We start from the raw sequence: 23,606 nt of genomic DNA, 5'->3' as shown, positions 1-23,606 counted from the left end.
CAGCCCGCTGGGCATCGGTCACCGACAACGGCGGAATCTTCGGACCCGGACGACTCATACCCAACCAACGACGAATCTCCGACTCAGGTCACTAGGTGCCGCTCTCCTCTGGGTGCCGTTGTCCTCCAGGTGCCGACTGTTGCTCTAGGTGTCGCTGTCCTCCAGGTGCCCTGCCGGGACGTCGCGCGGGATGTGTCCGCTCCAAAGCTTCCCGGCTCGAGCTCTTCACCGAGGGCAAGTCGCCGGCGGACCCCGGAAGGGGTGACTCACCTCGGTGAAGAGCGTGCTGACCTGAGAAGCCTCCTTCGGGACACGTGCACGCGCTGCGGACGCTGGGCCGTGTCCCGCGGAGCACGGTCCGCTACGACAACGTGAACCCCCCGTCGCCGACGTGCCGGGGCTGAGCCGGGCGAGGGTGGAGACCGACCGGTGGATCGCCTTCAGTCGCACTTCGCCATCGACAGCTTTCACTGCCGGCCCGGCCTCGAAGGTGCCCACGACAAGGACGGATCGAGGCAGAGACCAGCTGCTTCCACCGCCATCGCTTCACCCCAGTGCGCGAGGCCTCCTCGTCGGCGGAGTTGAACGAGCCGGTCGAGCAGGGGGACCGGCACGACGGCCGGCGCCGGATCGGGTCCAGGCCGCGGACGATTGACAAGTACTTCGAGGTCGAGCGGGGACTGCTCAGGCCGCTACCGGAGAAGCCGTTCGAGACCGGGCGGGTTGTCCGCCCCGCGCGTCGACCGCTACCGCCAGATCGGGGTCCGGACAACCGCTACTCGGTGCCAGTGAGACTGGTCGGCAAACGGGTCAGGGGACAGGGTGATACTGCACGCCTCTCACCTGGTGGTTTACGACAAGAACGTGGAAGTGGCTCGCACGAGCGACGCATCGTCCAGCGCGGCTGCCGCAAGGAGCTGAACCTTTACCTCGAAGCCCGATCCGCGAAAAGGGTGCCTTACCGGCGCGACCGCACTCGAACAGGCCTGCTCCGCAGGCAAGTTCACCCAGGCCACGACGCCTGGCGGCGGCCGCGGCAAGGCACAGGTGACGGACGAAGGCACTCGCGCCTTGATCAAGGTGCTGCGGCTGGCCGGCGCCACCAGGTGACAGGTGCTGCGGCTGGGGGGCGCCGAGGCGCTGATGGTGGTCATGGTCGGCGGGCTGCTGGGAGCGCTGGTCGCCGGGCTCAATGTGGGGGCATGTGGAGCGCGCTGGGCCTGTGCTCGGTGTAGACGTCCATCGAGATGCCGTGGGCCACGCTCGTGGCGGCCAGGGCGCCTGCGCGGTGCTCGCCGTGATCTCGACGGTCGCTCCGTCCGGCCTCTGCCTGCGCCGCAGGGCGGTGGAGCTGGCGGGCGTACGCGAGTGACCTGGTCAGCGGTCGATCCGCGGAACCCGCTCATTTGGCGGATATGGCGCTCCGCGACGGCACGAGTGATGATCCGGCGGAGGTCGACAAGGTCTGCCTGCATGGCACGCCACCCGAACACCGGGTGGACCAAGCCCGGCGTTCGGGTGGCGTAGCACAGGGTCGCTCACCTCCAGGGCAACCAGTTGCCGACCTGGTCGAAGCAGCCACCTCCACCACCGAACTGCCCAGCCTCCTGCGAAGCTTCACCCAACCCCCCGAAACGCAGCCTCAACGCCGTCACCGCTTGACGAGTTCTGACATCAGCCTCCGGTGCCTGAGGCTTCGCGCGTGGAGCCCCTCGGTGCGTGAGGGCTCCACGCGTGCTGCGGCAGGCTGCCGCGCAGCAGCACTGCGTGGTTGCCTACAACAACCGCGCGCGGAGGGGCTCGCCTGGCCGGGCGGCAACCGGCCCCGCCTCCACGCTGTGCCTCATGTACTCCAGGACGGCGACCACCTGTAGGCACTCGGCCTCAGTGATGTCCCTGGTGGAGACCTCGCGGAACGCCGCGACGCGGACGGCCACGTCGACCAGGCGGTGACGACCGTCGGTGGTCAGCGACAGCCAGGTCGGGCGTGGGCGGATCGACCAGCCGACGGTGAAGGTCGTATCGATGGTCGCAGTCACGGTCGCAGACGGGGCGCCGACAGCCAGGTCTGGCGGATCTCGGCGTCGGCGGCGCCGACCTCGTTGTCGTAGCCGATCGACCACCAGGGGCGGCCCTGCTCAGCCGCCATCGGCGCGCTGGATGACGTCGAGGACCTGCCAGGTGACCGGACGAGGCCGAACTCCCCCAGCATGGCGCCCACATGGCGGGTCAGGAGGATTTCGGCGCGGTCGAGCCAGCAGCCCATGGGCTTCACGCGGGGCCCGTTCTCTGCGGGGCGGGGAAAGGAGCGCGGGCCAGTCCCGGCTGGCGGCCCAGCCCAGCCCGGCCCACGGGACCAGGTAAGGGTCAAGGCGCTGCGGGCCGCCAGAACCGCACCAACAACCGCGCCCGACCATGCAACCAGCACAGCGCAGCGCCCCGCCCAACCCGACACCACCGACCCGCACCCCCAGTTCCAGCCAGCCACACCAACAACCACCCCACACCCATCGAAAAGGAGAGGAGAAGGAGAGTTGTCGCAGTCGTATCAACCCTTACCCAGGGGATCTGACCAGGCATTACCTGATCTGACGCGAAGTCATGACACAAGGTCCCTTCCAAGGCCCCACACAAGCACCCAGGCAAGGTCACAACAAGACCCGCGGTATCCGCGGAGTGGCTACCTTCCCAGGATCTGACCGGCCGCAGCGGACTTGCATACGCAGAGGTGGCCAGGCCGCCGGATCGGCTGCGTGGTCAGCATCTGATGTACCGTCGCCGACGCCCACCTGCCCGGCCCGCTGATGAAAATGACACGCCACCCCGAGCAGCGTGCGCAGCTTCTGCGGCATGCTCTGGACGGTCTGCGGGACCAGATCGGTGCCGCGGTGTATGTCAGCAGTTACACCGATGGGGACATCAACGTTTTGCAGGCCGCGTGTGGGCCCCAAGCGCCCGCCGCCAAGGAGTGGGTGGACTTTCGTGATGCGGCTCATGCCAGTGCTGTGGGAAAGAGTCTGCTGGCGCAGTTGGATTTCGAGGGCCGTATGGATCATCTCGCCCGCTACCGGCCTCTTGCGCTGACCGAGCGGACCATCACCAATCCGCGTGCGCTGTTTCGGGCTTTGGATGGGCACGGGCCGCACGCCGCCCAGTTCGACCTGCTGGAGTACTCGGAGCAAGAAGTCTGTGCCGCTTTCCCCCTGGGCATCCCCGGACGGGCTACCTGCGTCGCCCTGTCCTTGCCCGCCGGCCAACGCCACCGGCTCCTGCCAACCGCCCACGCCCTGAGCCAACGCTCAGCCGGACTGCTGCTGACCCTCCTGCTCACCGACGACCCGCACCCCAACCCACGAACACCACACCCCACCAACCCCGGAGAGGAACCCACCCCGACGCTCCCCACAGCCCCCGCCCCGCCCCGGATACACGCCATCCCACACTGAACAACGGGCGCGAAACCCGTGCCACCACAACGCTATCCGGGCCGCAACCACGAACGCCTCGACACTCCGGTACATTCGGTCGGGTGTACACCGCACGTTCCTTGAATCACGAATCGACAAAGCACACCTAACCTCACAGGTCACGAAGGATGCTCTCCGCGCGAGCGGAGGTGAACCGGCGATCGCGGCGCTCAACGCCTTCCACCGTGAGTGCTCTCCGCGCGAGCGGAGGTGAACCGGCGGCATCCTCCGGGCTCGCGTGCTCTCCGCGCGAGCGGAGGTGAACCGGCGTCGGTGAGGGTGTTCATGTGCGGCGCGAGGCGCTCTCCGCGCGAGCGGAGGTGAACCACCGGCCCCGCCGCGTGCGACCGCAACGCCAACGCACTCTCCGCGCGAGCGGAGGTGAGCCGGGGCCCCGCGAATCCCGACCCGCCTGTGGCCGGTGCTGGATCCGTGGAGTGCACGTCGCCGCCCGGCCGCACGCGGTGCTCGGCCGACCGGCCCGGCGCCGGCGCCGGGCACGGAGCGCGGCAGCTGGAGGTTCATCGCCCCCAGGTGAGGGGCCGTCATCGAGAACGCCCACTAGGGCCGCGTCGCCTTCCCGCACGCGTCCCCGGAGGACTCACCCCGCCCGACTGGCACACTGCGGTCGTACGGATCGATCTGCGTGCCGGCCCCGTCCGCCTGGCGATCCGTGCCGAAGAGCGGGGTGAACCCTGGCAGTCCAGCTCGCAGACGCGCCGGTGTCGTAGTCGGCTCGAATTCTCTGGGCTTTCACGCCTGAGGCGTGACGTCGCGCCCCCGTCGTTGGGGCCCTACGGCAGGTTCTCAGGGGTGTGGCTCTGCGGTTAAGCGTGCTGCCGGTGAGACGCAGGCCGGCGGCACGCTCCACTGCGCACCTCCACCCTGGTTTCCCCGGCCGCCCCGCGCGTCGAGCGCGGAAAGGGGTCTTGGGAGTGCGCCCGGCCCCAACGGTGCCTGAAAGCGCCCGACCATCACCGGCTCCCGAGGTGACGGATCGCCCGTGGCAGGAGAGTACGGAGGTCGACGACGCGGTATCCACGGGCGGCGATTGCATCGAGGATCCGTGGCAGGGCCTGGGCGTCGATCACGTCCGTGCCGCCCTCGCGGTCGCCGACGTGCATCTGCAGGATCGCCCCCGGGCCCAGGGCGTCAAGGGCCCTGCGCACCGCACCGTCGACGCTCATGCCGCCCCCGAGGCCCATCCACCCGTTGGTGTCCGTGGTGAACTCGATGTCCGCGAAGCCGTAGCTGTTGACCTCGCTGATCAGGGCAGGAGTGGTCTCGCTGTAGGGGAACCGGAAGAACGGGGTCAGGGCCCGTCCTGCACCGGCCGCGCGCAGGGCCCGGTCCGCTGCCCGGACCTCGCGACGCACCCCTGCCGCTGCCAGGTCCTTGAAGTAGGGGTGGCTGTAGGAGTGGTTGCCCAACCCGTACCCGCCGGCCGCGAACCTCTTGACGACCTGCGGGTAGCGGTCCGCGAAATCGCCAGTCAGGAAGAACGTGGCCGGCGTATGCCGACGGGCGAGCCCACCAAGGACGCGGTCCAGGCCTGCGTCGTTCCAGGCCGCGTTGAACGTCACCGCGACCACCCGCTCGCGCGTACGGATCAGCCGGTTCTCCGATCCGAACAGCACCCGCAGACCGTCCCCGTCCGCAGTCGCCGCCAGGCACGGCGAAAAGGTGACCGCGGCCGCCACAGTTGGGGCCACGGGCACCACCACCCACAAGACAGCCAAGCCCCCGGTAACCATCCCGGACAGGCAGCGATACAGAAAACACCGAACAGCGACGAGACAACGCGTTTCCATGCCAGCGCCATCGGCCGACCCGTACCCGCCCTTGAGCCCTCTTCTGACCCCGGTCCATCCCAGACAAGAACCCACAAAAGACCTCGGCCAGCCAGCCGAGCAAGACCAGCAGCTTAGTGATCGGCTTCGGAAATCCTTCGGGGGTTGACGCCTCTTCTCCGGCTGTCAGACGTGGCTGCCACACTCCCCTCCCATGACGACACCACCACACTGGACCGATGACCTGTTCCCGTTCCCCACCCCACCCGCACTCGCCAAGGTGATCGACATCGCCTGGGAGGAGGGGTTCCTCACGACGGACCTATACGAGGAGGGCCTGTACGACGCTGGCCGCGTGCAGACCAGCTTTGCCCTGCCGTTCGACCTGTGCGAGGTACCCCTCGCACCCCAGGGGTGGGAGTACTGCTACGCAGGGGAAGCGTCCCGCCGGCACCACGTACCGTTCATGTCCGTGCCGGAACTCCTGCCCTTCGCGGACCTTGGCACCGGCACCTGCGTCGGATGGGTGGTCCCTGCGCCGGAACTCGGACGCACCGACCATCCCGTTGCTTCCTTCGGCCACAAGGAGCCGGGCGTCATCGGCCGGAATACCCTGGACGGCCTCACCTTTCTGCTCTCCCTCGCCCTGCGCAGCAAAGGAGAGCGCCGTCGCACCCAGGTGGCACGTCTGTCGGCCGTACTGGGCATCCATCCCACCCCGGAGTACGGCCTTACCCCCGGCGGGCTCAGCGACGCGGAGGTCCCCCTCGATCTTGCGCCGCCGGCCGGCTGGCGCCACGAACCCGACCCGTCCGGCATCGGTGTCGGCGTTCTCGCACCGAACGACGCCTTCGCCGATGAGTATCCCGCCTTCACCGGGGACACTGACTTCATCCTGGCTGATGCCTCCCGGATACTCGACGCGGGCTACCCGGCGAGCGCTCTTTTGGGACTCACCGCCGCCTACCACGAGGATGTAGGGCGCCTCCCGGACCTCCACCCCTTGTGGGCCCGCGCTTACGACGATCTCGGCCGCACCCTGCTCCGCGAACGTCTCGACGTCATGCTGGAAGACCACCCGGGCCAGCCTCACACGTTGACGGAGTCGGGCGTCTGACGGGGGATCAACTAGTAGGGCGTGTATCGAAAGTGAGCGCGGCGACTGACGTAGACCCGTGGCATGTCACGCTTTGGGGCGCTGCCTCGTCCTAGACGCGAACCATCATTCTCGCGAAGAAGGAGCCTTGCGTGTTCGCCGTCTACCTCGTGGTCACCTGCCTGACCTCGGCCATCAACGGCTTGGCCGCCACTGCCAACTTCATCGGCCACGAGTACCCCAAAAGCCAGGCGGACAAATTGCGCGTGCCTCGGTCCTGGATGCGCCCGCTGGGCGCCCTACTGGCGGCGGGCGCCCTGGGATTACTGGCCGGGTTCGCTGTGCCGGTGCTGGGCATCCTCGCTGCCGCCGGCCTCGTGCTGTACTTCCTGGGTGCGTTGCGTGCCCACCTGCGGGTCAGTGACTATCAGTTGGGCCCCTGGGCCGTATTTTTCTGTCTGCCGGTGGCTGCCCTGGCCGTGAGCCTGGCCTACCACGGCACCTGGTGAGCCGTGGCGTGATCCTCTGCGCCAGGGGCCGGTCCGATTCGCCAACGACACCCACTTACCCACTTGACTCCACGCAACGAAGGTGCGCCTGGAGGCGTCTGGACCACTACTGATCTTTTCGTTAGTTCGGTGGGGTTGGTGGGTGGATGGTCAGGCCGGTGTGGACGAGGAAGGACCAGGGCAGCTGCCGGTTCTGGTTGATGCGGTGGATGCCTTGTTCAGTGGCGTCGGCGACATCGGCAAGGTGCTCGCCGGCGAGGTTGGCGAGTTCGCACTTCTTGAGCGAGGCCCACAACAGTTCCACCGGGTTGAGCTCGGTCGCGTAGGCGGGTAATCGCTCGAGGGTCAGCCAGTCCTGTTGGGCGACCCAGGCACGCATGGCCCGGCTCCAGTGGGCGACAATCCGTCCCAGACCAGTACCACTCGTTCCCCTCGGTAGAACACCTTGAGCTGTTCCAGGACCTCAATGTGGGCGGTGGTGTTGTAGCTGCCGGGCTTGAGGTGGAAGCAAAGACGAGGTCCGCGGTCGGGCTCGGCGGCGTGGTAGCCGAGAGCTGTGGCCATCGAGGCGCGCTTCCAGTTCAGTCGATGTCGCAGGAGCGGGGTGCGTCCGCGGGGTGCGTAGGTGCGGTGGACCTGGGGCAGCAGTGAGACTCCTGACTCGTCGAGGAAGACGATCCAGGCACGTGTGTTCACCGCCCCCTTTTGATACGCGGCCCTTAGTGCGCGATTTACCGGGCGATCTCGGCCTCGTCCCGCTCCACCGCCCGACGCTCCGGGTGCTGCAGACTCCACCCCAGCCGGCCGGTCAGCAACCGCCACACTGACGCCCGCAACAACGACACCCCTGCAATCCGCTCGACGACCAGGCCGACCCGCTCCAACGTCCATAGATCGGCCTCGAAGCCATGTGCCTGGGCGCCTTGCTCCAGCGCGGTCCGCACCTGCTCGACCTGGGCGTCATCCAGCTTGGGCGGACGACCGGTGGCCGGACGCCGGCGCAAGGCATCAGTGCCGCCCTCCTCCCATACCCGTTTCCACCGCCGCACGCTCTCCTGACTGACCTCCAGCATCCGTGCGATCTCAGTACTCGTGCGTCCTTGCCCGAACAACTCGGCCGCCCGTACACGCCGGGCCTCGGCCAACTGCGGCCGCGTCAAAGGAGGAACGACAGATCTGGAAGCAACAGGCGAAGGCTTGAAAGACACAACATCACCGGTCCCACCAACAAGCCCGTCACACCCACAGAACTAACGAGAAGGTCAGTAGTCCAGGGCGCATAACGAGTAGGGTCGGTGCCGGATCCGACGAATTGGGAGGGTGCGTGTCGCAGTTGGTTCGCCAACAGCAGCTGCAGGTGCGTGTGGCTTACCATAGCTTTGCGTTGCAGGACTCGGATGATATGTCGCTCGCGGTCCCCTACCCGGACGAGAACGAGTTCGGGAAGTTCCTCAACGTCTTCCCGGGCCGTCTCGACTTTCACAGCGCCGGACACACTCACACCGCCGCTATGACGGTTGAGGTGTGGGACGGGCGACCTGATGAGTGGACCGATGCCAACTGGGAAGCACACGAGGAGGCACGTTTTGAAACGGCCTGTGGTGAGCTCGCCGTGTGGGGCATGCAACGTGCGGATGAAGTTGTCTTCCTCGGCCCGACGGCGGGTCGTTGGCGTGTCAGGGTGGGTTCGAAGGGACGCGCAGAAGTGGAGCGCGTGACAGAGGACGTGGGTGTCGCCCATGGGGTGGAGCGGTGGCTACTGCAGTTCTATCCCGACGCGTGACGTGCGCTTCGTGTAGTTCGGTAGCTGGGTCACAACGACGCGACCCAGCTACCGCCGGGGCGAAGCCCTGCCGCTATGACATACCCGGAAGCGGCATCTCTGCAGTTACCTCCCCAACCTGGTCAACGATTCAGGCTGGTCGGCCGGCACCGGGTATCTGGTTGGAGCTGCGCCAGGTGTCGGTTAGTCGATTTGAATAAGGAACCCGTCGTCCAACCCGTCGATGATCCGGTTCTTGGCGTAGAAGCTCTTGAGCAGGGTGCCGGCGCCGTTCTGCTTTTTATCGACAGGCAGGACCGAGTAGTTGTTCTTCATGACGTCGCCGGTGTACTCGAACTCCGCCGCGCCCTCGTAGGTGGAGGCGAAGGGGAACTCGTCGCAGTCTTTGGTGTTGTTCTCCGAGTACCAAGGGCCGAAGTAGCGCTTGCAGTCGGCCACGGCCAACTCGCGGTTGCGGTCGTGCCGTTTGGTGTCCGCGACTATGCGATGAAGAGGATGCTGCGGATCCTGCCCGGCGACCTTTTTACCAGGATTTGTTGGCTTCGTGCGGGATGGGGTCATGTACGCCATCTTTATGTGACGCGCTACGCCCCGCTCGGGTGCCGAGTTCTTGGTGCTGTAGTGCATGAAGCCCAGATAGGCGAAGGATGCTGCGCCGCGTTTGGCCGGGTCGCCTCCGCCCGTGGAGTTCTTCAAGTATGGGGCCGAGTCCCAGCGCAGAGCAAGCATGAAGGGCTTGCCACTGGCGTTAGCCCCGATCCAGCCTGGTGGTTGCTTCCCACTGATTGTCGGTTCGTAGATGGCTTCGACGACGTCGGTGCGGCCATAGCTGCCCTGACCTGGTGCCACAGTCACGGTATGGGTGAAGTGGGCTGGCTTCATCCGGGCAAGCTGGTCGTAGCTCTTCGCGTTGGGTGTGGTGCCGCCGTAGGCCACCTTGACCTTAGAAGGCCAGGTTATCGGGAGGTTGGCCTTGACGGTGTACATCAGGCCGCCGGTCGGCGGGTTACCGACCTTGTCGAAGTTGGTGATGTCCCAGTCGAAGTTGATGGTTCGGCTGCTTTCCTTTGGCACCGTACCTCGGATTTAGAACGTCAAGCTGCTGGTGCCAGCCCGGCCGCGCGTACTGATCCACACCTGCGTGATCTTCAGTGCCGTACAAACGGCATACCGTGATTTGAGGTAGTACTTAGCGTCCCCGCCCATATGCTTCTGGCACTCAGCCAGGGACATCGAACGCGGCGGGTCGGGGTACGTCAGAGGTGCTGCAGCAACCGCGCTCCCTTGGGATGCAGGACTCGTGGCACCAAGAGCCGATGCCTTGGTCAATTTGGCGGCATACCCGGCGGCCGCCCCCACGGTTTCCAGCGGGTTGCGCGGCCCGTCAGACCGTATAGCTTCCCGTCGCAATCGCTGCAGCCCCTGACCCGACTCCAGCTCCGCGAGCGAGGGCGTCGGAGTTCCAGCAGACAATACGAACGTTTCGACCCGCTGCCGCTCCGGCGAACTGGCCGACGACATCGCTGGCAGGAGCCCTACCGCTAAAGCGGCTGTGGCCAGTACCGACACGCTCCTGAGCGGTCTCCAGCGACGACCATATCGAATTAATCCCATAATCCCTCTGAATAGGCGTTAGGCATGCCCGACGGGCATGTCGACACCCATACACCTATCGCACACTTGCACGAATCGAAAGTTCATTCCCATCACGTGGCCTGAACTGGATGTGGATCGCAGCGACGAGCACAGGGTTGTCGAGGTCGTGTGCCGCTTCGACACGCTCGGCCGCAGGCTCAGCCCCTCCTGCCGGCACCGATCGAGGAGATCTTTCGAGACAGGTCGCATGCCGGCCGCGAGCTTGGAGCGGAGCAGGTATGGGAATGACGATGCGTGGATAGGCCCCTCATCCAGCGTCTGAACTACCCGTGGGGCGGTACGGCTTGGCCCGGATTGAGAACCGGCCCGAAAGCCCGGGGGCTGGCCTGTGGGTTCGAGGATGGCGGGCTGTCCTGGCCTGGCTTTCGTCGCTGCCGCTAACCACCCCTGCCGGTACCGTTGTGAGCCTTGTTGCCGTGGGCTGTTGTCGCGTCATCGCGGCGTTTCGTTCACTTGACTGACGTCCTTCCCCAGCTGTCCAGCGTTCCCCCTTGGTCTGGACATGAGGGTGAGTCCGTCGAAGTCGATGGGGGTCCAACGGTCCTGGCCAGCTGTGCGGACGGCCCAGCCCTGTTTGGTCCGGGCGGGCTCGATCATGACTGCCTGACCGTCACAGATGCGGTCAGCTAAGACTCTCCATAGCCCGTCGCGAATGCGCGCGTTGGGGCTGCCCACGAAAATCCCTGGGGCGACTTCGACGAACCAGCGGGTCAGGTGGCCCCGGAGACCGGGTGGGGCGGCGACGAGGACCACGACGGTGGTCGCGGCGCTCATGAGGCTGTGCTCCCGCCCAGGTCTGGGATGACGTCAAGGTGGCCGTCAGAGCCGAAGGGACTCGAACCCCAGTTGCGGCCGCCGGTGACGATGTCATTTCCATCGCCCCATAGTCCTCCGAGGTCTTCCTCCAGGAGGGTGGCGCCTTCCGGGACCAAAAGGTTCTTGATATCCGCGACAACCCGGGACAGTAGCTTGCCTTGGACCACGGCATCGCGCAGAGCCGTACGGGCGTCGCGCTCCGAGGTCAGTCCCTTGGCGGCAAGGTCGAAGGCCAGCGGGATGGTGAACTCGGCCTTGTAGAGGTCGGCGACGTCCAGGACGAAGGACAGCGCGGAGCCCGTGTGCACGAAGCCGAGAGCTGGGCTCGCACCGATGCCCGTGATGACGGCATGGCAGATCCCGTACAGGGCGGAGTTCGCCGCGGACAGCAGTCGGTTGACGTCGTCGCCTTCTGCGAAGGCATCTCCGGGTTTGTATTCCCGCTTGGTCCAGGGCACTCCAGTGCGTTCAGAGTGCTGGGCGTAAAGCCGGCGGACGCGTGTGCCCTCCCGTCCTCGTAGCTGCTGCAGAGTGAGGCCCACGGTGTCTTCATTGGGGAAGCGCATATCGTACATGCGGCGGGCGATCGCGACGCGTTCTTTGGGACGGGTGACGAGCCGTGCCTGCCGCAGCTGAAGCTGGGAGCCGCGCGCGACACCGTGGCCGGAGGCATAGAGGCGGACGCCGTGCTCGCCGACCCAGCACACGGAGGTGCCGGAGTCGGCGAGCAGGGTGACGGCTCCGTGAGTGATGCGGCTTCCGGGGCCGATGAGAAGGACGGCAAGCCAGGCTGCTGGAACGTGTACCACTCGTGCTTTGTTGACCAGGACGACGGCGTTGTCGTCGCGGTCGATATGGCAGCGCTCGACGTACAGACTGGAAACGCGGTCCTCCAGCCTGTGCACTTGCTGCGGACCGGCCCGCCACCAAGGCTCAGGCACTCGTCACCGCCGCTTCCGCTCTTGCCGGGGCCAGGGTGAGCAGTCCTTGCCCGTATCCCTTGGCCGGCCCAATGCCCCCGAGCAACGTCGTACGTAGCGCGTCGGGGTCGGTGACCCTCAGCCGTCCTTCGAAGGTGGCCGTCGAGAGGGTGACCCGAGGTCCATCGCGGTGCTTGTTGAAACGCACGATGTCGCGGCTGACGATCGACACGGCAGGTCCCGCGGCAAGTGAGTCGTCCGCCTTGAGTCCTGGGGCTGGCGCTTCGGAAGAAGCCTCGGGGATGGTGAAGCCGTGGCGTTGGGCTCGTGCAAGGAGCCAGTCGAGTTGTTGCGCTGCGGTTCGGTGGGCTACGCGGAAGCCCCGCGGGCGGCCGACGGCGTCGGGGTTTTCTGTATGGGCTTTGAGGCGGGCGTTTTGCTGCTCGCTCGGCTTTGTGGGGCGCGGCACGCTCTGGACGGGGTTGGCGGTCAGGCGAAAGCCGAACTCCTCGCCGAGCGTGATGCGTTCGAGCAAGGGTGCGTAGTCGGCGATGAGCGGTTCGCCGCCGTCGGCTCCGGGCCAGCCTGCTTCGTCCACAAGGTGCTGCCAGGAGGGTCGGCTTTCGGTGAGGACGAGGATCTCGGCGCGATGAGGGGTGTTGTTCTCCATCCGCCACAGGACGCGCTCGGTGACGGGCTGCACGGCGAGACCGGCGAGGATCGCCGCGTGCAGGCGGTGCGGGTTGGAGAGCAGCAAGACTGCTTTGCGGCGGTGTGGGTTGAGGGGGATTTTCGACAGGTAGGGCATCAGGTCACCAGCCCAGGAGGGCGAACGGGTCGTGGCCGGGGACGGCCGGAGGCGATTTCCGGTCAGCCGGTTCTGCTGTTTGCCGGCCGGTGGGGACGGTGACCCACAGGTGCCGGACGGCTCGTCGGCCGAAGAGTGTGCCGGTCTTGAGGTCGTAGGTGTCGGGGACATCGACGGCAAGCTCGTCGCCGACGAGATCCTCGACTGTGGCCTCCAAGGTCACTTCCGTGGTCCGCACTTGGTTGCGCCGGTGGGTGGACGCTTGCCACGGTACGGCCGCCAGCGCCCCGGGGAGTTCGGCGTCGGCCTGCAGTCCGAGGCTGATCGGTCCGGTGGGCGGGCAGGAGCGGCGACCAAGGCACAGCGGGTAGAGGGGGTGGCGTACTGCGTGGTCCAGGCGCTCCAGAAGGGGTGCTGGGCCGCGCAGGGCGGCGACGAAGACGGCGTCTTGGAGGTAGAAGCGCTGGGTGACGCCGGTGTACTTGGCCGGGCTGGTCTTGGTCTGGACGCCCTTGGCGTTCACTTTGGCGGAAGGCAACGGGATGCCACGGTGGTCGCTGAAGGTGTGGTAGTCGCGCAGCAGCGAGCCCGGCTGGTCGACTCGCACGCCGAGCCGAAGGTCGAGGAGGTCGGTGATCGATGCTTCGCGGGCGCGGCCCTCGGCGGCCGCGAGGAGACCGAGGACGCCGGACTTGGTGGGCTGGGGCCGGGTCTCGCGCCGGTTGTAGCGGGAGGGGCCGCCCCAGGACTGCAGTGGGGCGGCCAGCCTGAGGATGAGGACGGCGTGGTCGGTCATCATGCGCCGGCCTTCGCGATTTCGCCGCCGTCGAGCCATTCCCCGACCAGCTCACCGAGGGAGTCGAGCAGTGTCGGGAAGGTGGTGGACGGGCCGAAGATCTCTGCGAGCTTGTCTGCCTCGACGTTGTAGGCGGCCAAGGTGGTGACCGGTTCGGCGCCCCAGGTGGCGCCGACGGACTTCAGCTCGTCGGCCAGGCGAACCGCGGACTCGGTCGCCAGGCCGGTCACACCCACGACCGGCTCCTCGTACGCGGAGACCAAATTCACCGGCTGGTCCGTGCGCAGGGTCAGGAGCACCAGGTGGGGCAGGGTGCGGTGGGCGAAGGAGTTCTGGTGCCCGGTGGGCATGGAGCGGGTGAAGGCGTCGACGAATCGGATGGCCGTCTCGCGCGTGGCCTGGTGGGAGCTGAGGTTGTCGCGCAGCTGGTGTACGCCAAGGACCGCGTAGCGGTAGAGGGTGGAGGAGTTGAACTCGATGGTGCCGATCATGCCCGCGCCGTGGTCCTCGGTGTTCTCGTCGTCCACCGCGGTGTAGTAGTCGAACTCGGTGCGCACGGCGTGGGTGGACAAGGCATGGGCGACCTGGACGGCTGCGTCCACGTTGAGGGCGGGCAGGTCGGCGACCATGCGGCCGAAGAGCGCGACCTCCGCCGGGTGGCCGGTCGAGAGGGTGGCAACCACCGGGAGTTTTCCGACCTCGGCCTTGAGGTCCGCGTCGGAGAGGGCGACCAGTTCCGAGGCACGGCCGTTCAACAGCTTGACGATGTCATCGAGCTGCCGCTTGCCGAAGAACAGGAGGTAGGCGGACTGCTCCTCCTTCTTGGACGACTTGGTGATCCCCAGGGGCTCCAGCAGGGCAGCAGTCAGACGGTCGGCCTGGGTGGCTTTAAGTCCCGCGCCCTTCTCGTCGACCGGCAGGGTGAGCCGCTCGGCGAGCAGCGCGGCGATCCGCTTGGTCCGCGTGGCGCGGTCGGCCGGCTCGACGGCCTTGGCGAACTCGGTGCGGGTGGCTCGCTTCCACGCTTGGGAGGAGACCCGGGCGCGGCGAGCGCCGCCGTAAAGCGCCTGCTTGGGAGTTCCGGAGTCGTCCCGGTTGGCGTTGGAGGGGGGCAGACTCTGCAGGATGTGGACCTCGACGAACAGGGTGGGCTGAGTCACGAACGGGCTCCTCGGTGACATGAGTGTCGCCGAGCGGCGACACGGTGCTGGATGAGGCAGGGTGATGCGGCGCGGGACGCGTAAGCGGGTGTCCGGCGCTGGTCTCAGGAGTTGTTGGCCGTGGGCTGGACTCGGAAGTCGCGGTCCCAGCGGTCACGAAATCGGCTCTGGGCGTTCGGACGGTTGGGGTCGTCCCACGTCCGCAGGGCGGTGCGCAGAAGGTCGTAGTCGAGTCCGATGTCGGCGCGGGAGAGCAGGGTGACAAAGCCCCGCAGGTGCATGGCGAGCTCGCCGCTGTCGATCGAGGTGAGGAGGGCACCGAACCGCCGTTCCAAGGCTTGCTCTGCGCTGGCGGTCTTTGCCAGCAGCAGGCGAGCTGCGGTGCCGGGGGTATGGCCGGGGACGTGCATGGTGGCGCGGCGGCCCTGCTGGTGCCGTCCGAAGAGGGCGAGTGCGGCGTGTTCGGCGATCAGGTCCCGGGTGAGGGCGCCCTTCTCACGTAGGTCGCAGGACATGCGGGTCCGGTAGTACGGCCACATTGCGGGGACAGTGCCGGCCTCACGGCCTGTGCCGGACCTCAGGGCGGCGAGCTGTGCGCCGTTCTCCAACCCATTCGGTGCGAAGCGAGTCCAGTATGGGGTGGCGTGTGCCTCATCATCGGCATCGGAGGGTTCGGCGTACTGCAACCCCCAGGAACGCACGACCCGGTCTCGGCCGGGGCTTTCCCAGGCAGCAAAGTCATACATCAGCCGGGTGTAGTCGAGGCCGATGCCCACCTGGCTCAACAGTGGGACGAGCCGGTGCAGGTGCTGGACAAGCTCACCGAGATCTTGTGCAGTGGCCGCTGCAATCAGCCGCTGCTCCACAGCACTTGCCGAAAAGGCTTCAGCGCGCCGCAGTTCCCGGGAGGCTGTGCCCAGGCCGGTCCTCGGCCGATGGACGGGTTCGGTGGCTGCTTGCTGGTGCCGGCCGAAGAGGGTGAGGGCGGCGTGCTCCGCGACGTAGAGGTCAGGCAGACAGTCCGAGTCCCAGGCTGCGTCTGTCAGCCGTACCCGGTGGGTGTCCCGCATGGTGGGTACGGTGCCCGGCTCGCCGTTGGTGCCATCGCGCAAGCCGCGCAGCTTCCGTGTGACGTGTTCCGAGAACCGGGGGCGGCCTTCCTGGTTGCGGGTTTGCCAGTCGGTTGCGGCCTCTTCCCAGAAGTAGGGGCGCAATCCGCTGCGGGTCTTGCAAGTTGGGGTGCTCATGCCGCCGCCTCCCCGTTGTCCGAGCCGTTCCCCGTCAGCCGGGTCAGAATCTGGGTGAGCTTCTTGTGGAAGAAGCCGATGGCCTTGCCGCTGCGATACACAACCTCCTTGCCGTTGTGTTTCTCGACCCGTCCCACCACCGCGCGCGGCGGCACGGCAGCAAGGAGCGCGTCGGCCTCCCTGATGGCCGCCGCCCGTACGGACAGCTCCCAGGCTTCCTGGGCGCGCTCGATCAGGTCGTCGTCCTCACCCACGGTGCGCAGCCCGGCAAGCAGCCGGCGCATCGTTGCGTCGAGGCTGTGCAGGAACCGTGAGGAGGGGCGCTGGCCTTTGTCCCGCGGCAGTGGATCGCCGCCGGAAGCCCGGCGCAGATCATTGTTGAGGTTGTCCAGCGCGCGAGCGACCTGGTCCGCCTGGCTGACGCACTCCAAGATGGCGGCGCGCAGCCAGTCGTCCTCGGCGAGCAGGGAAGCCACCGGCAGCGGCAGGCTGTCACCGACGGCGTTTTCGACCACGGCGGATTGGGTGCCGTATTCGAGACCGCAGATCTCCACGCCGAGCGGGTAGTCGGCGGGCAGGACGTCTTCGGCGCCCAGATCACCGGCCTGGCGAAGGAGGACGGACGTGTAAGGTCCGTCACCTTCGATGGGCAGGGCCAGCGCAAGCAGCGTGCCCAGTCCCTGCCAGGCTGAACGCCCTGAGGCGTGGCGGCGAGGGCGCCGCGGGGGCTGACCAGCCTTCGGCTTGGCGGTGTGGGACCAAGCTGTGTGCGGGTCCCATTCCGGTGTCTGGGCGAGGCGGTCGCCGGCACAGACGATTGCTCGATGCACGCGCGGCCCGTGCTCCGTCTCGCACGGAGTCAGTCGGATGCGGCGGGCCTGGAAGGTGAGCAGGTCCAACAGTCCGCCGGCCGGGCGTGGTGACCATTCGGGACGGGCCGGCGACTTCCAGCCGAGCGATGTTGGGCGCTCGTCCCATGCCCACTGGGGCCGGTCCGCCGGGGCCAGGCCGTCGGGAACGATCGGCGTGTTCAGCATCAGCGTCTCGAACAGGCTCCGGCCCACCGGCACCGTCACCCCGAGTTGGCCGAGCGGGCCCGTCGGGTTTCCGGTCGTCTTGCCGTTCTTCGCCTGTGGATCACCGACGGCGCCGGTCTTGATGGAAGCGGTGTCCCAGCAGTGCGCGTGAAGGAGCCACAGCAGCGCCTGACCAGGTGTTAACAGCAGCTCATCGCCCTCGGTGAGCGAACTGAAGAGGGGCACGTTGTTGCCGGAGGCGATGGACGGCACGAGTTGCGCGGCCGACTTCGTCTCTTTGTTGAGCGCTTCCAGACCGGCGACCTGCGCGAACGGCCTCTTGTCGTCGAAGAGCCGGAAACGGTCGCCATAGCGGGGCCCGAGGTAGTCGGTCAGCCGCGCCACCTCGGCGTCGGAGAATCGGCCGCGGTCGAACCGCTCCGCCCACTCTTGCCGCGTGCGCGGCAGGCCAAGTGCATCAAACACGACCGGCAGGAGCATCTGTCGCAGCAATGCGGGCACCATCGTCGGCACCGGCAGCTCCAGCCTCCGGACCGCATGCGCGCCCCTCAACGCCTCGAATAACCCGACCGTGCGGACTGCGCCGTCGGCGTCGACAGCAGTGAGCCAACCACCGTGAACGAGATCTCCGTCGCCGTCCATCATGGTTCCCCCTCCGTGAATCATGCAGCGCATCTCCCCAGAAGCGCACGGCAGGACGCAGCAACTCACCCTGGTTTCAAGTGAGTTCACGCGTAACCCGTTGTGACAAGGCTTGCACACAACGCTTATTGCTTACAACCGAATCCGGCGCATCCAGAGACCTGCACGCCCCCGAGGCCTGCGTCGAGCGGCGGCCCTGTACCCTGCCCGACGGCGCGCGGAGCCGCCCCTTCCCCGAGTTCGGGGGTGTTCCCGCTTAATGCTTCATGTCGTCCCCGCAGCGCGGGGTGAGAAGGCTTTGGGTCCGGCTCCACGCGCCGTTCACCCTCGTTCGACGACCAACCCCAAAACGTCGTCGTACGAGACCCTGTCCTTGCCCAGCACAGCCGCCCCGTCTTCCTCCAGCACAAGCGCCGGCATGTACTTGAGCCAGGGATGCCCGCCCCACCCAGGCAACGGAACGAGCCCCGTCCCCTCCGCCTCCGCAGCCTCCGTCAGCCGTGCAGGCAGTCGCACCGTGCCGCCCAGAAGCCGGCCGATCGCTGTTTCGTCGTCCACCTCCCCGTGCACACCGATCCAGGTCCCGTCGATCGCCCGGTAGCCGCTGGCCGAGCGGCGGACGATCACGGCCTCCACCGACCGCTGCCCGTCCCGCACCACGGCGTTGAGGTCGTCTTCGGAGGCTGCCTGGAGGCTTCCGTAGTGCAGGCCCTCCAAGGTTGGCGCACCCCATTCCCGAGGTCGGGTCAGCAGGAATCCCTCCGCGTTCTTCTCCCGCTCCTGCTCCTTTGCCCGCCACGCCTGGCGAGCTGCGCCCTCACCCCAATCCGGTGGGCAGACCTCTGCCTCCCCGTAGGCCCTGGCCACCAGACCGGGCACATCGGCCGGGATGCTCCACCCGTCCTTGTTCCGCCTTCCTCCGCTCAGCGGTCCCGCGGCTTCAGCGACCAGGGCGGCCGCCCTCAGCAGCGACCACTCCCCGTAGATCGCCTTGGACGCGGGCAGGAAGCGCGGACGCCCTCGCTCACCGGCCACCGCCCCCGTCACCAGCACACGCGGCGCCGCCAACCCAGAGGGCCTTCGGTTTCCGCTGTGCCGGTGGAGTCGACCGATGCGCTGCAGCAGCAGGTCGACGGGGGCAAGGTCGGTGATGAGCAGATCCGCATCCACATCGAAGGACTGTTCGGCAAGCTGCGTCGCGATCACCACCATCCGGCCAGGCCGCTCCTCCTTGGCCCCTGGCCCCAGCAGCCGCAGGCACTCCTCGGTTCGCTCCCCCCGGTGAGCCGAGCACAGCCGACCATGCAGCAGCCGCACCTGCCCCTCGAAACCAGCCTCCGTCAAAGCACGGTAAATAGCCTGGGCTCGATCGACCTGGTTCACCACCACCAGAACCACGCCGCCGTCGGCCACTGCTTCCCTCACCTTCGAGGCAAGCAGCGCCCCGTCCTGGGCGATATCAGGCAGCCAGTCGACCCGGGTCAACGTCGAAGCACGCCAGGACGGCACCACTTCACGCGAACTCATCGCAACGGGAGCGCCGTCGAGGGCATAGGCCACGGTGACACACGGATATCCCGCTGGCTCTGGCACCGCACAGACCACATCCGCAGCGCTCAGAGCGCCCGACAGATACGCATCGACGCATGCCTGCCGCTGCGCCGGCGGAAGCGTCGCCGAGAGCAGGACCACCGGGACCTTGGCCTGCCCGAGCCAGCGCAGCGCCTCCAAGAGGAACTGCTGCATGTAGACATCCGCGGCGTGCACCTCATCCACCACCACGACCTTGCCGACCAGGCCGGCGAAACGGAGCATCACGTGCCGTGTACGGGTCGCCGCATGTAGGAGGTGGTCCACGGTGCCGACGGCAAACGCCGTCAGCAAGCCCCGCTTGTTCCCCAGAAACCACCGAGCTGGTCCGTCACGCCGCTCCTGCGGATCGCAGCTTTCGCCCAATGCCCACGAAGGCATGCCGTACTCGGCGTCCTCATCAGTCGCCCCGTAGACGTCGAACGGATGCAAAGCCGTCGGCTCATCGCCCCGGTCGCATTCGCCAACCGGCCCGATCCGCTTGCTCTCCCAAATCTCCCGCCACACCGGGTTGAAACGGCGCTTGCCGTGCAGCAGCGCTACCTGAGCTTCCAGTTCCGGGTCAAATGTCCGCACCCACTCCAGCACCTGCTGATACATCGGGTCGCTCGTCGCCTGGGTCGGCATGGCCACGAAAGCACCGTCCAGCCCGAACCGCGCTGCGAGCACCTCGGCCGCTGCCAAAGCGGCCTTCGTCTTGCCCTCCCCCATCGGAGCCTCAGCCACCATCAACCCCGGCACCGGCATCGACCACGCCCGCTCAACCAACTCCTGCTGCGAAGCCCTCGGGGACACTCCCAGCCGCCCACTCAGAGGAGCAAGCCGATCTTCCGGAATCGCGAGCTCGTTCCACCCACCTCGCAGACCGAGCCGCTGCCACGCCGCTTCAGCCCGGTGACGAGCCGAAGCGAGAGACACCTTCCGCGCATCCGCGATCCCCTCGAACTGCTCGCTGTCACTGGCGATCCAGTCCGCCATGACGATCAGCCCAGACAACGCCAGCTGCTCCGCCCTGTTCAAAGCCCCCACCGGTCGCGCGTCGGCCAGGTCCGCGAAACCGACGGCCCGGGTAAAGACATCGACGACCGCCCTTTGCGCCTCCTCCCACGCAGCTCCGCGCCCCTGGACTTCCCGATGTTTCGGCTTCAGCCCCTGCACGGGCGGAAACGTCCCGTGATGGCCGGCCACCAGCGGCCACACCCATGCCGCGCTCTCCGCACTCCCCCACTCTGCGACCAATCTCGGCCGCAGCAACGCGGCGCCCGCCACGTCATGCCGCCACTGTTGCCGCCGGTCCGCCGGCAACCGCCCCCACACCAGACCCGCTGCCCTGACCGGAGCAGCCTCCGCCTCATCCAGCGCCTGGAAGGCAGGGCACGCCTTTCCGCAGTCATGAATCCCACAGATCCACATGAACCACAGACGCCCACGTCCGCCACTGATCTCCTCCAGCCTCTGCCGCAACGCAGCCGACAGGTACCGCTCCCACATCACCTCCGCCACGGCAGCGGTGTCCAGCAAGTGCCCAAGCAGCAGGTGAGTCCGTCCCCCGTTCCGCGCCGCAGACTTCCCCCATAACCGCGACACCCGGGCAACTGTCTCCTCCGACAGCCCCATCCCCCGCATCAAGTCGACAATCGACCGCATGTGCTCCACCAGCGCAGCCCCCTCCGTACAGTGGATCCGCACCATAGACCCGCCCACTGACATTGGCCCTGGACCGCATGCTCCGACCGTCGACACTGCCAAATGAAAACCGGCCCCACTGCTAGCATCCGCGCAGGTTAAGAAGTGTCGTCCCCGCACCTGCGGGGGTAGTTCCCGAGATGCCCGCTTGGCCGTCGCGCGTTACGGGTCGTCCCCGCACCTGCGGGGGTAGTTCGGCTGCGGCGGAGCTGCACTCCATCACCTGCCCGTCGTCCCCGCACCTGCGGGGGTAGTTCTCCAGCGTGCGTCGTTCTGCCGCGGGGCGCAGGGTCGTCCCCGCACCTGCGGGGGTAGTTCGGGTGGGGTCGGCAAGAGCACGTTGACCGTGCAGTCGTCCCCGCACCTGCGGGGGTAGTTCCCTTTTCGCGGAGGCATGGGGGACTGCATGGGTGTCGTCCCCGCACCTGCGGGGGTAGTTCGCCACCAGGGGACGCCGCTGCCTGACCTGGAGCGTCGTCCCCGCACCTGCGGGGGTAGTTCCGCGGTGGTGGACGCCGATGGCGTGGCACTGCCGTCGTCCCCGCACCTGCGGGGGTAGTTCCACCCACACCCGACCCGGAATCTGACGGTACGTGTCGTCCCCGCACCTGCGGGGGTAGTTCCTTGGCCTGCACCGCGATCGCCTGATCACCGAAGTCGTCCCCGCACCTGCGGGGGTAGTTCGTCCTTCAGGCTGGCGCCGGGCATCCGCGTCCGGTCGTCCCCGCACCTGCGGGGGTAGTTCGCCCGACGACCTCGACGCCTTCCTGGCCACGCTGTCGTCCCCGCACCTGCGGGGGTAGTTCACCGCCGCGCCGCCATAGGCCGCCCACGTGCCGGTCGTCCCCGCACCTGCGGGGGTAGTTCGCCATTTGGGATTCGAGGCCGGGCCCACAATTCGTCGTCCCCGCACCTGCGGGGGTAGTTCGACCAGCGAGCCACCCATCCCCAGGCAGTCGCCGTCGTCCCCGCACCTGCGGGGGTAGTTCGCCGTAGAAGCGCGCGTTGCCATCGACCCCCCGGTCGTCCCCGCACCTGCGGGGGTAGTTCCTGGAGGGACAGACGACGCTCTGCCTCTCCGAAATCGTCCCCGCACCTGCGGGGGTAGTTCCCCGCTCTCGCTGTGCTGCTGGACGATCCCGGCGTCGTCCCCGCACCTGCGGGGGTAGTTCACGGGCTCAAAAAAAGCGGAGCGGCCCGGGATTGTCGTCCCCGCACCTGCGGGGGTAGTTCCCGGAGGGAGAAAACGTGAGCTCGAACGAGATCGTCGTCCCCGCACCTGCGGGGGTAGTTCCGAGGGGCCAGGGATGCGGCCGGCCCTTGAGGTGTCGTCCCCGCACCTGCGGGGGTAGTTCCCTGGCGTCGGCGGTCGGACGGAACCTCGGTTCGTCGTCCCCGCACCTGCGGGGGTAGTTCTTCCCCCGGGATGTCCGAAGCGGACGCTCTCTGGTCGTCCCCGCACCTGCGGGGGTAGTTCCTCGCTCCGCCGTTTCCGAGCCGCCGGCGTCCCGTCGTCCCCGCACCTGCGGGGGTAGTTCGCGATCATGACGTTCTCCGCCATCACTTGCGTGGTCGTCCCCGCACCTGCGGGGGTAGTTCCGGGTTCTTGGCGGACATGTGGATCTCGGTGTCGTCGTCCCCGCACCTGCGGGGGTAGTTCGACCCGGCAGGCTGCCATCCGCCGAGCCCGCGAGTCGTCCCCGCACCTGCGGGGGTAGTTCCGCGCTGGCCGACTACACCAGCCGCATCACCCCGTCGTCCCCGCACCTGCGGGGGTAGTTCGTGCGGGATCTGGTCGGCGAGTCAGCGTGCGGCGTCGTCCCCGCACCTGCGGGGGTAGTTCTTGCCGCCGGTGCCGACGTCGAGGCTCATCTGCGTCGTCCCCGCACCTGCGGGGGTAGTTCCTGGTCATATCCCCTGAGGACGACGCCGAGGGAGTCGTCCCCGCACCTGCGGGGGTAGTTCCCCGCTGGCGGAAACTCCCTGCTGCTGTGCTGCGTCGTCCCCGCACCTGCGGGGGTAGTTCCCCACAGTGCCCCATCTGTCGATCCACCGGACCGTCGTCCCCGCACCCGCGGGGGTAGTTCTCCCTCCATCCACGCGACCCGCCGGGCCAGCTCGTCGTCCCCGCACCTGCGGGGGTAGTTCGCCCCCGCCGGTCTGTGCACGCTCCGGCAGCTCGTCGTCCCCCGAGCCTGCGGGGGTAGTTCGAATTCGAAGCATGTGCAGCCCAGCCACGAGTACGGCCGGTCGTCCCCGCACCTGCGGGGGTAGTTCCATCGGCGCGACCGGTGCGGGCTTCGGATCCGAGTCGTCCCCGCACCTGCGGGGGTAGTTCCTCGCGTGCAGTTCGCGGGATGCACCCGGTCCTGTCGTCCCCCCACCTGCGGGGGTAGTTCCACACCTGCCCCGGCCCCACCCGGCCGGCCCCCGTCGTCCCCGCACCTGCGGGGGTAGTTCTTTGGGCGGTGTCGCCCTCGGCGTCGGCATCGTGTCGTCCCCGCACCTGCGGGGGTAGTTCGCCTGAGTCCATGCAGATCGGGACCGCGGGCGGGTCGTCCCCGCACCTGCAGGGGTAGTTCGGCGGCAGGCACGCCGTTGCG

At 67.6% G+C, this 23,606-nt stretch carries 17 protein-coding genes, 1 pseudogene and 2 CRISPR repeat arrays; of the genes and pseudogenes, 4 read left to right on the top strand and 14 right to left on the bottom strand.

Translation table 11 applies throughout. The features are described 5' to 3' along the window. Window positions 1-1,775: 1,775 nt before the first annotated feature. Window positions 1,776-2,039: a hypothetical protein gene (locus tag ACZ7MX_RS39270; protein WP_472139467.1), complete on the bottom strand. Its 264-nt coding sequence runs from the start codon at window positions 2,037-2,039 to the stop codon at window positions 1,776-1,778. Next, window positions 2,036-2,275, bottom strand: coding sequence for a hypothetical protein (locus ACZ7MX_RS39265; protein WP_472139465.1), 240 nt, complete (start codon window positions 2,273-2,275; stop codon window positions 2,036-2,038). The genes ACZ7MX_RS39270 and ACZ7MX_RS39265 overlap by 4 nt, the downstream gene beginning before the upstream one ends. A gap of 535 nt (window positions 2,276-2,810) precedes the next feature. On the opposite strand from ACZ7MX_RS39265, the gene ACZ7MX_RS39260 reads away from it, so the two are divergent. Then, the gene (locus ACZ7MX_RS39260; RefSeq protein ID WP_472139463.1) at window positions 2,811-3,446 is read left to right on the top strand and encodes an IclR family transcriptional regulator domain-containing protein; all 636 of its coding nucleotides are present in this window, start codon (window positions 2,811-2,813) and stop codon (window positions 3,444-3,446) included. A gap of 151 nt (window positions 3,447-3,597) precedes the next feature. Beyond that, window positions 3,598-3,855: direct repeats of the CRISPR family, unit length 26 nt; unit sequence GCTCTCCGCGCGAGCGGAGGTGAACC. Window positions 3,856-4,441: 586 nt separating this feature from the next. Here ACZ7MX_RS39260 and ACZ7MX_RS39255 read toward each other — a convergent pair. Then, the gene (locus tag ACZ7MX_RS39255; protein ID WP_472139461.1) at window positions 4,442-5,179 is read right to left on the bottom strand and encodes a polysaccharide deacetylase family protein; all 738 of its coding nucleotides are present in this window, start codon (window positions 5,177-5,179) and stop codon (window positions 4,442-4,444) included. Window positions 5,180-5,471: 292 nt separating this feature from the next. Here ACZ7MX_RS39255 and ACZ7MX_RS39250 point away from each other — a divergent pair, with 292 nt between their 5' ends. Continuing rightward, window positions 5,472-6,374, top strand: coding sequence for a hypothetical protein (locus ACZ7MX_RS39250; RefSeq protein ID WP_472139459.1), 903 nt, complete (start codon window positions 5,472-5,474; stop codon window positions 6,372-6,374). A gap of 131 nt (window positions 6,375-6,505) precedes the next feature. After that, on the top strand, window positions 6,506-6,862 hold the full coding sequence (locus tag ACZ7MX_RS39245; RefSeq protein WP_472139457.1) for a DoxX family protein: 357 nt from the start codon (window positions 6,506-6,508) through the stop codon (window positions 6,860-6,862). Between the two features lie 121 nt (window positions 6,863-6,983). Here the strand turns inward: ACZ7MX_RS39245 and ACZ7MX_RS39240 are convergent. Continuing rightward, window positions 6,984-7,558 (bottom strand): annotated as a pseudogene (locus ACZ7MX_RS39240) (IS630 family transposase). Between the two features lie 35 nt (window positions 7,559-7,593). Continuing rightward, on the bottom strand, window positions 7,594-8,070 hold the full coding sequence (locus ACZ7MX_RS39235) for a helix-turn-helix domain-containing protein (RefSeq protein ID WP_472139455.1): 477 nt from the start codon (window positions 8,068-8,070) through the stop codon (window positions 7,594-7,596). Between the two features lie 116 nt (window positions 8,071-8,186). Here ACZ7MX_RS39235 and ACZ7MX_RS39230 point away from each other — a divergent pair, with 116 nt between their 5' ends. Further along, a complete protein-coding gene (locus tag ACZ7MX_RS39230) occupies window positions 8,187-8,645 on the top strand; it encodes a hypothetical protein (protein ID WP_472139453.1) in 459 nt (152 codons plus the stop codon). Between the two features lie 183 nt (window positions 8,646-8,828). On the opposite strand, the gene ACZ7MX_RS39225 is transcribed toward ACZ7MX_RS39230, so the two are convergent. From ACZ7MX_RS39225 to cas3, 9 genes are all read right to left on the bottom strand, one after another. After that, entirely contained in the window at window positions 8,829-9,719 is an 891-nt protein-coding gene (locus ACZ7MX_RS39225) for a NucA/NucB deoxyribonuclease domain-containing protein (RefSeq protein WP_472139451.1), read from the bottom strand. A 1,014-nt stretch (window positions 9,720-10,733) separates the two neighbouring features. Further along, window positions 10,734-11,075: a type I-E CRISPR-associated endoribonuclease Cas2e gene (gene cas2e, locus ACZ7MX_RS39220; protein ID WP_472139449.1), complete on the bottom strand. Its 342-nt coding sequence runs from the start codon at window positions 11,073-11,075 to the stop codon at window positions 10,734-10,736. Continuing rightward, entirely contained in the window at window positions 11,072-12,058 is a 987-nt protein-coding gene (gene cas1e / locus ACZ7MX_RS39215; RefSeq protein WP_472139447.1) for a type I-E CRISPR-associated endonuclease Cas1e, read from the bottom strand. Before cas1e ends, cas2e begins: the two co-directional genes overlap by 4 nt. After that, window positions 12,051-12,845 (bottom strand): type I-E CRISPR-associated protein Cas6/Cse3/CasE, encoded by a 795-nt coding sequence (gene cas6e / locus ACZ7MX_RS39210; protein WP_472139445.1) that lies wholly within the window; start codon window positions 12,843-12,845, stop codon window positions 12,051-12,053. Before cas6e ends, cas1e begins: the two co-directional genes overlap by 8 nt. 4 nt (window positions 12,846-12,849) lie before the next feature. Continuing rightward, window positions 12,850-13,641, bottom strand: coding sequence for a type I-E CRISPR-associated protein Cas5/CasD (gene cas5e / locus ACZ7MX_RS39205; protein WP_472139476.1), 792 nt, complete (start codon window positions 13,639-13,641; stop codon window positions 12,850-12,852). Next, window positions 13,641-14,801 carry a type I-E CRISPR-associated protein Cas7/Cse4/CasC gene (gene cas7e / locus ACZ7MX_RS39200; RefSeq protein WP_472139443.1) on the bottom strand — a complete coding sequence of 387 codons (1,161 nt, stop codon included), beginning with the start codon at window positions 14,799-14,801 and terminating at the stop codon, window positions 13,641-13,643. The genes cas5e and cas7e overlap by 1 nt, the downstream gene beginning before the upstream one ends. 104 nt (window positions 14,802-14,905) lie before the next feature. Further along, window positions 14,906-16,048 (bottom strand): type I-E CRISPR-associated protein Cse2/CasB, encoded by a 1,143-nt coding sequence (casB, locus tag ACZ7MX_RS39195; RefSeq protein ID WP_472139441.1) that lies wholly within the window; start codon window positions 16,046-16,048, stop codon window positions 14,906-14,908. After that, window positions 16,045-17,730 (bottom strand): type I-E CRISPR-associated protein Cse1/CasA, encoded by a 1,686-nt coding sequence (casA, locus tag ACZ7MX_RS39190; RefSeq protein WP_472139439.1) that lies wholly within the window; start codon window positions 17,728-17,730, stop codon window positions 16,045-16,047. Before casA ends, casB begins: the two co-directional genes overlap by 4 nt. A 318-nt stretch (window positions 17,731-18,048) precedes the next feature. Continuing rightward, the gene (cas3, locus tag ACZ7MX_RS39185; protein WP_472139474.1) at window positions 18,049-20,943 is read right to left on the bottom strand and encodes a CRISPR-associated helicase Cas3'; all 2,895 of its coding nucleotides are present in this window, start codon (window positions 20,941-20,943) and stop codon (window positions 18,049-18,051) included. 167 nt (window positions 20,944-21,110) lie between these two features. Next, a CRISPR array of direct repeats spans window positions 21,111-23,151; the repeat unit is 28 nt; unit sequence GTCGTCCCCGCACCTGCGGGGGTAGTTC. Between the last annotated feature and the right edge of the window lie 455 nt (window positions 23,152-23,606).

Source organism: Streptomyces sp. NPDC107765 (assembly GCF_055657085.1).
This window is presented reverse-complemented; position numbering and strand designations above follow the sequence as displayed.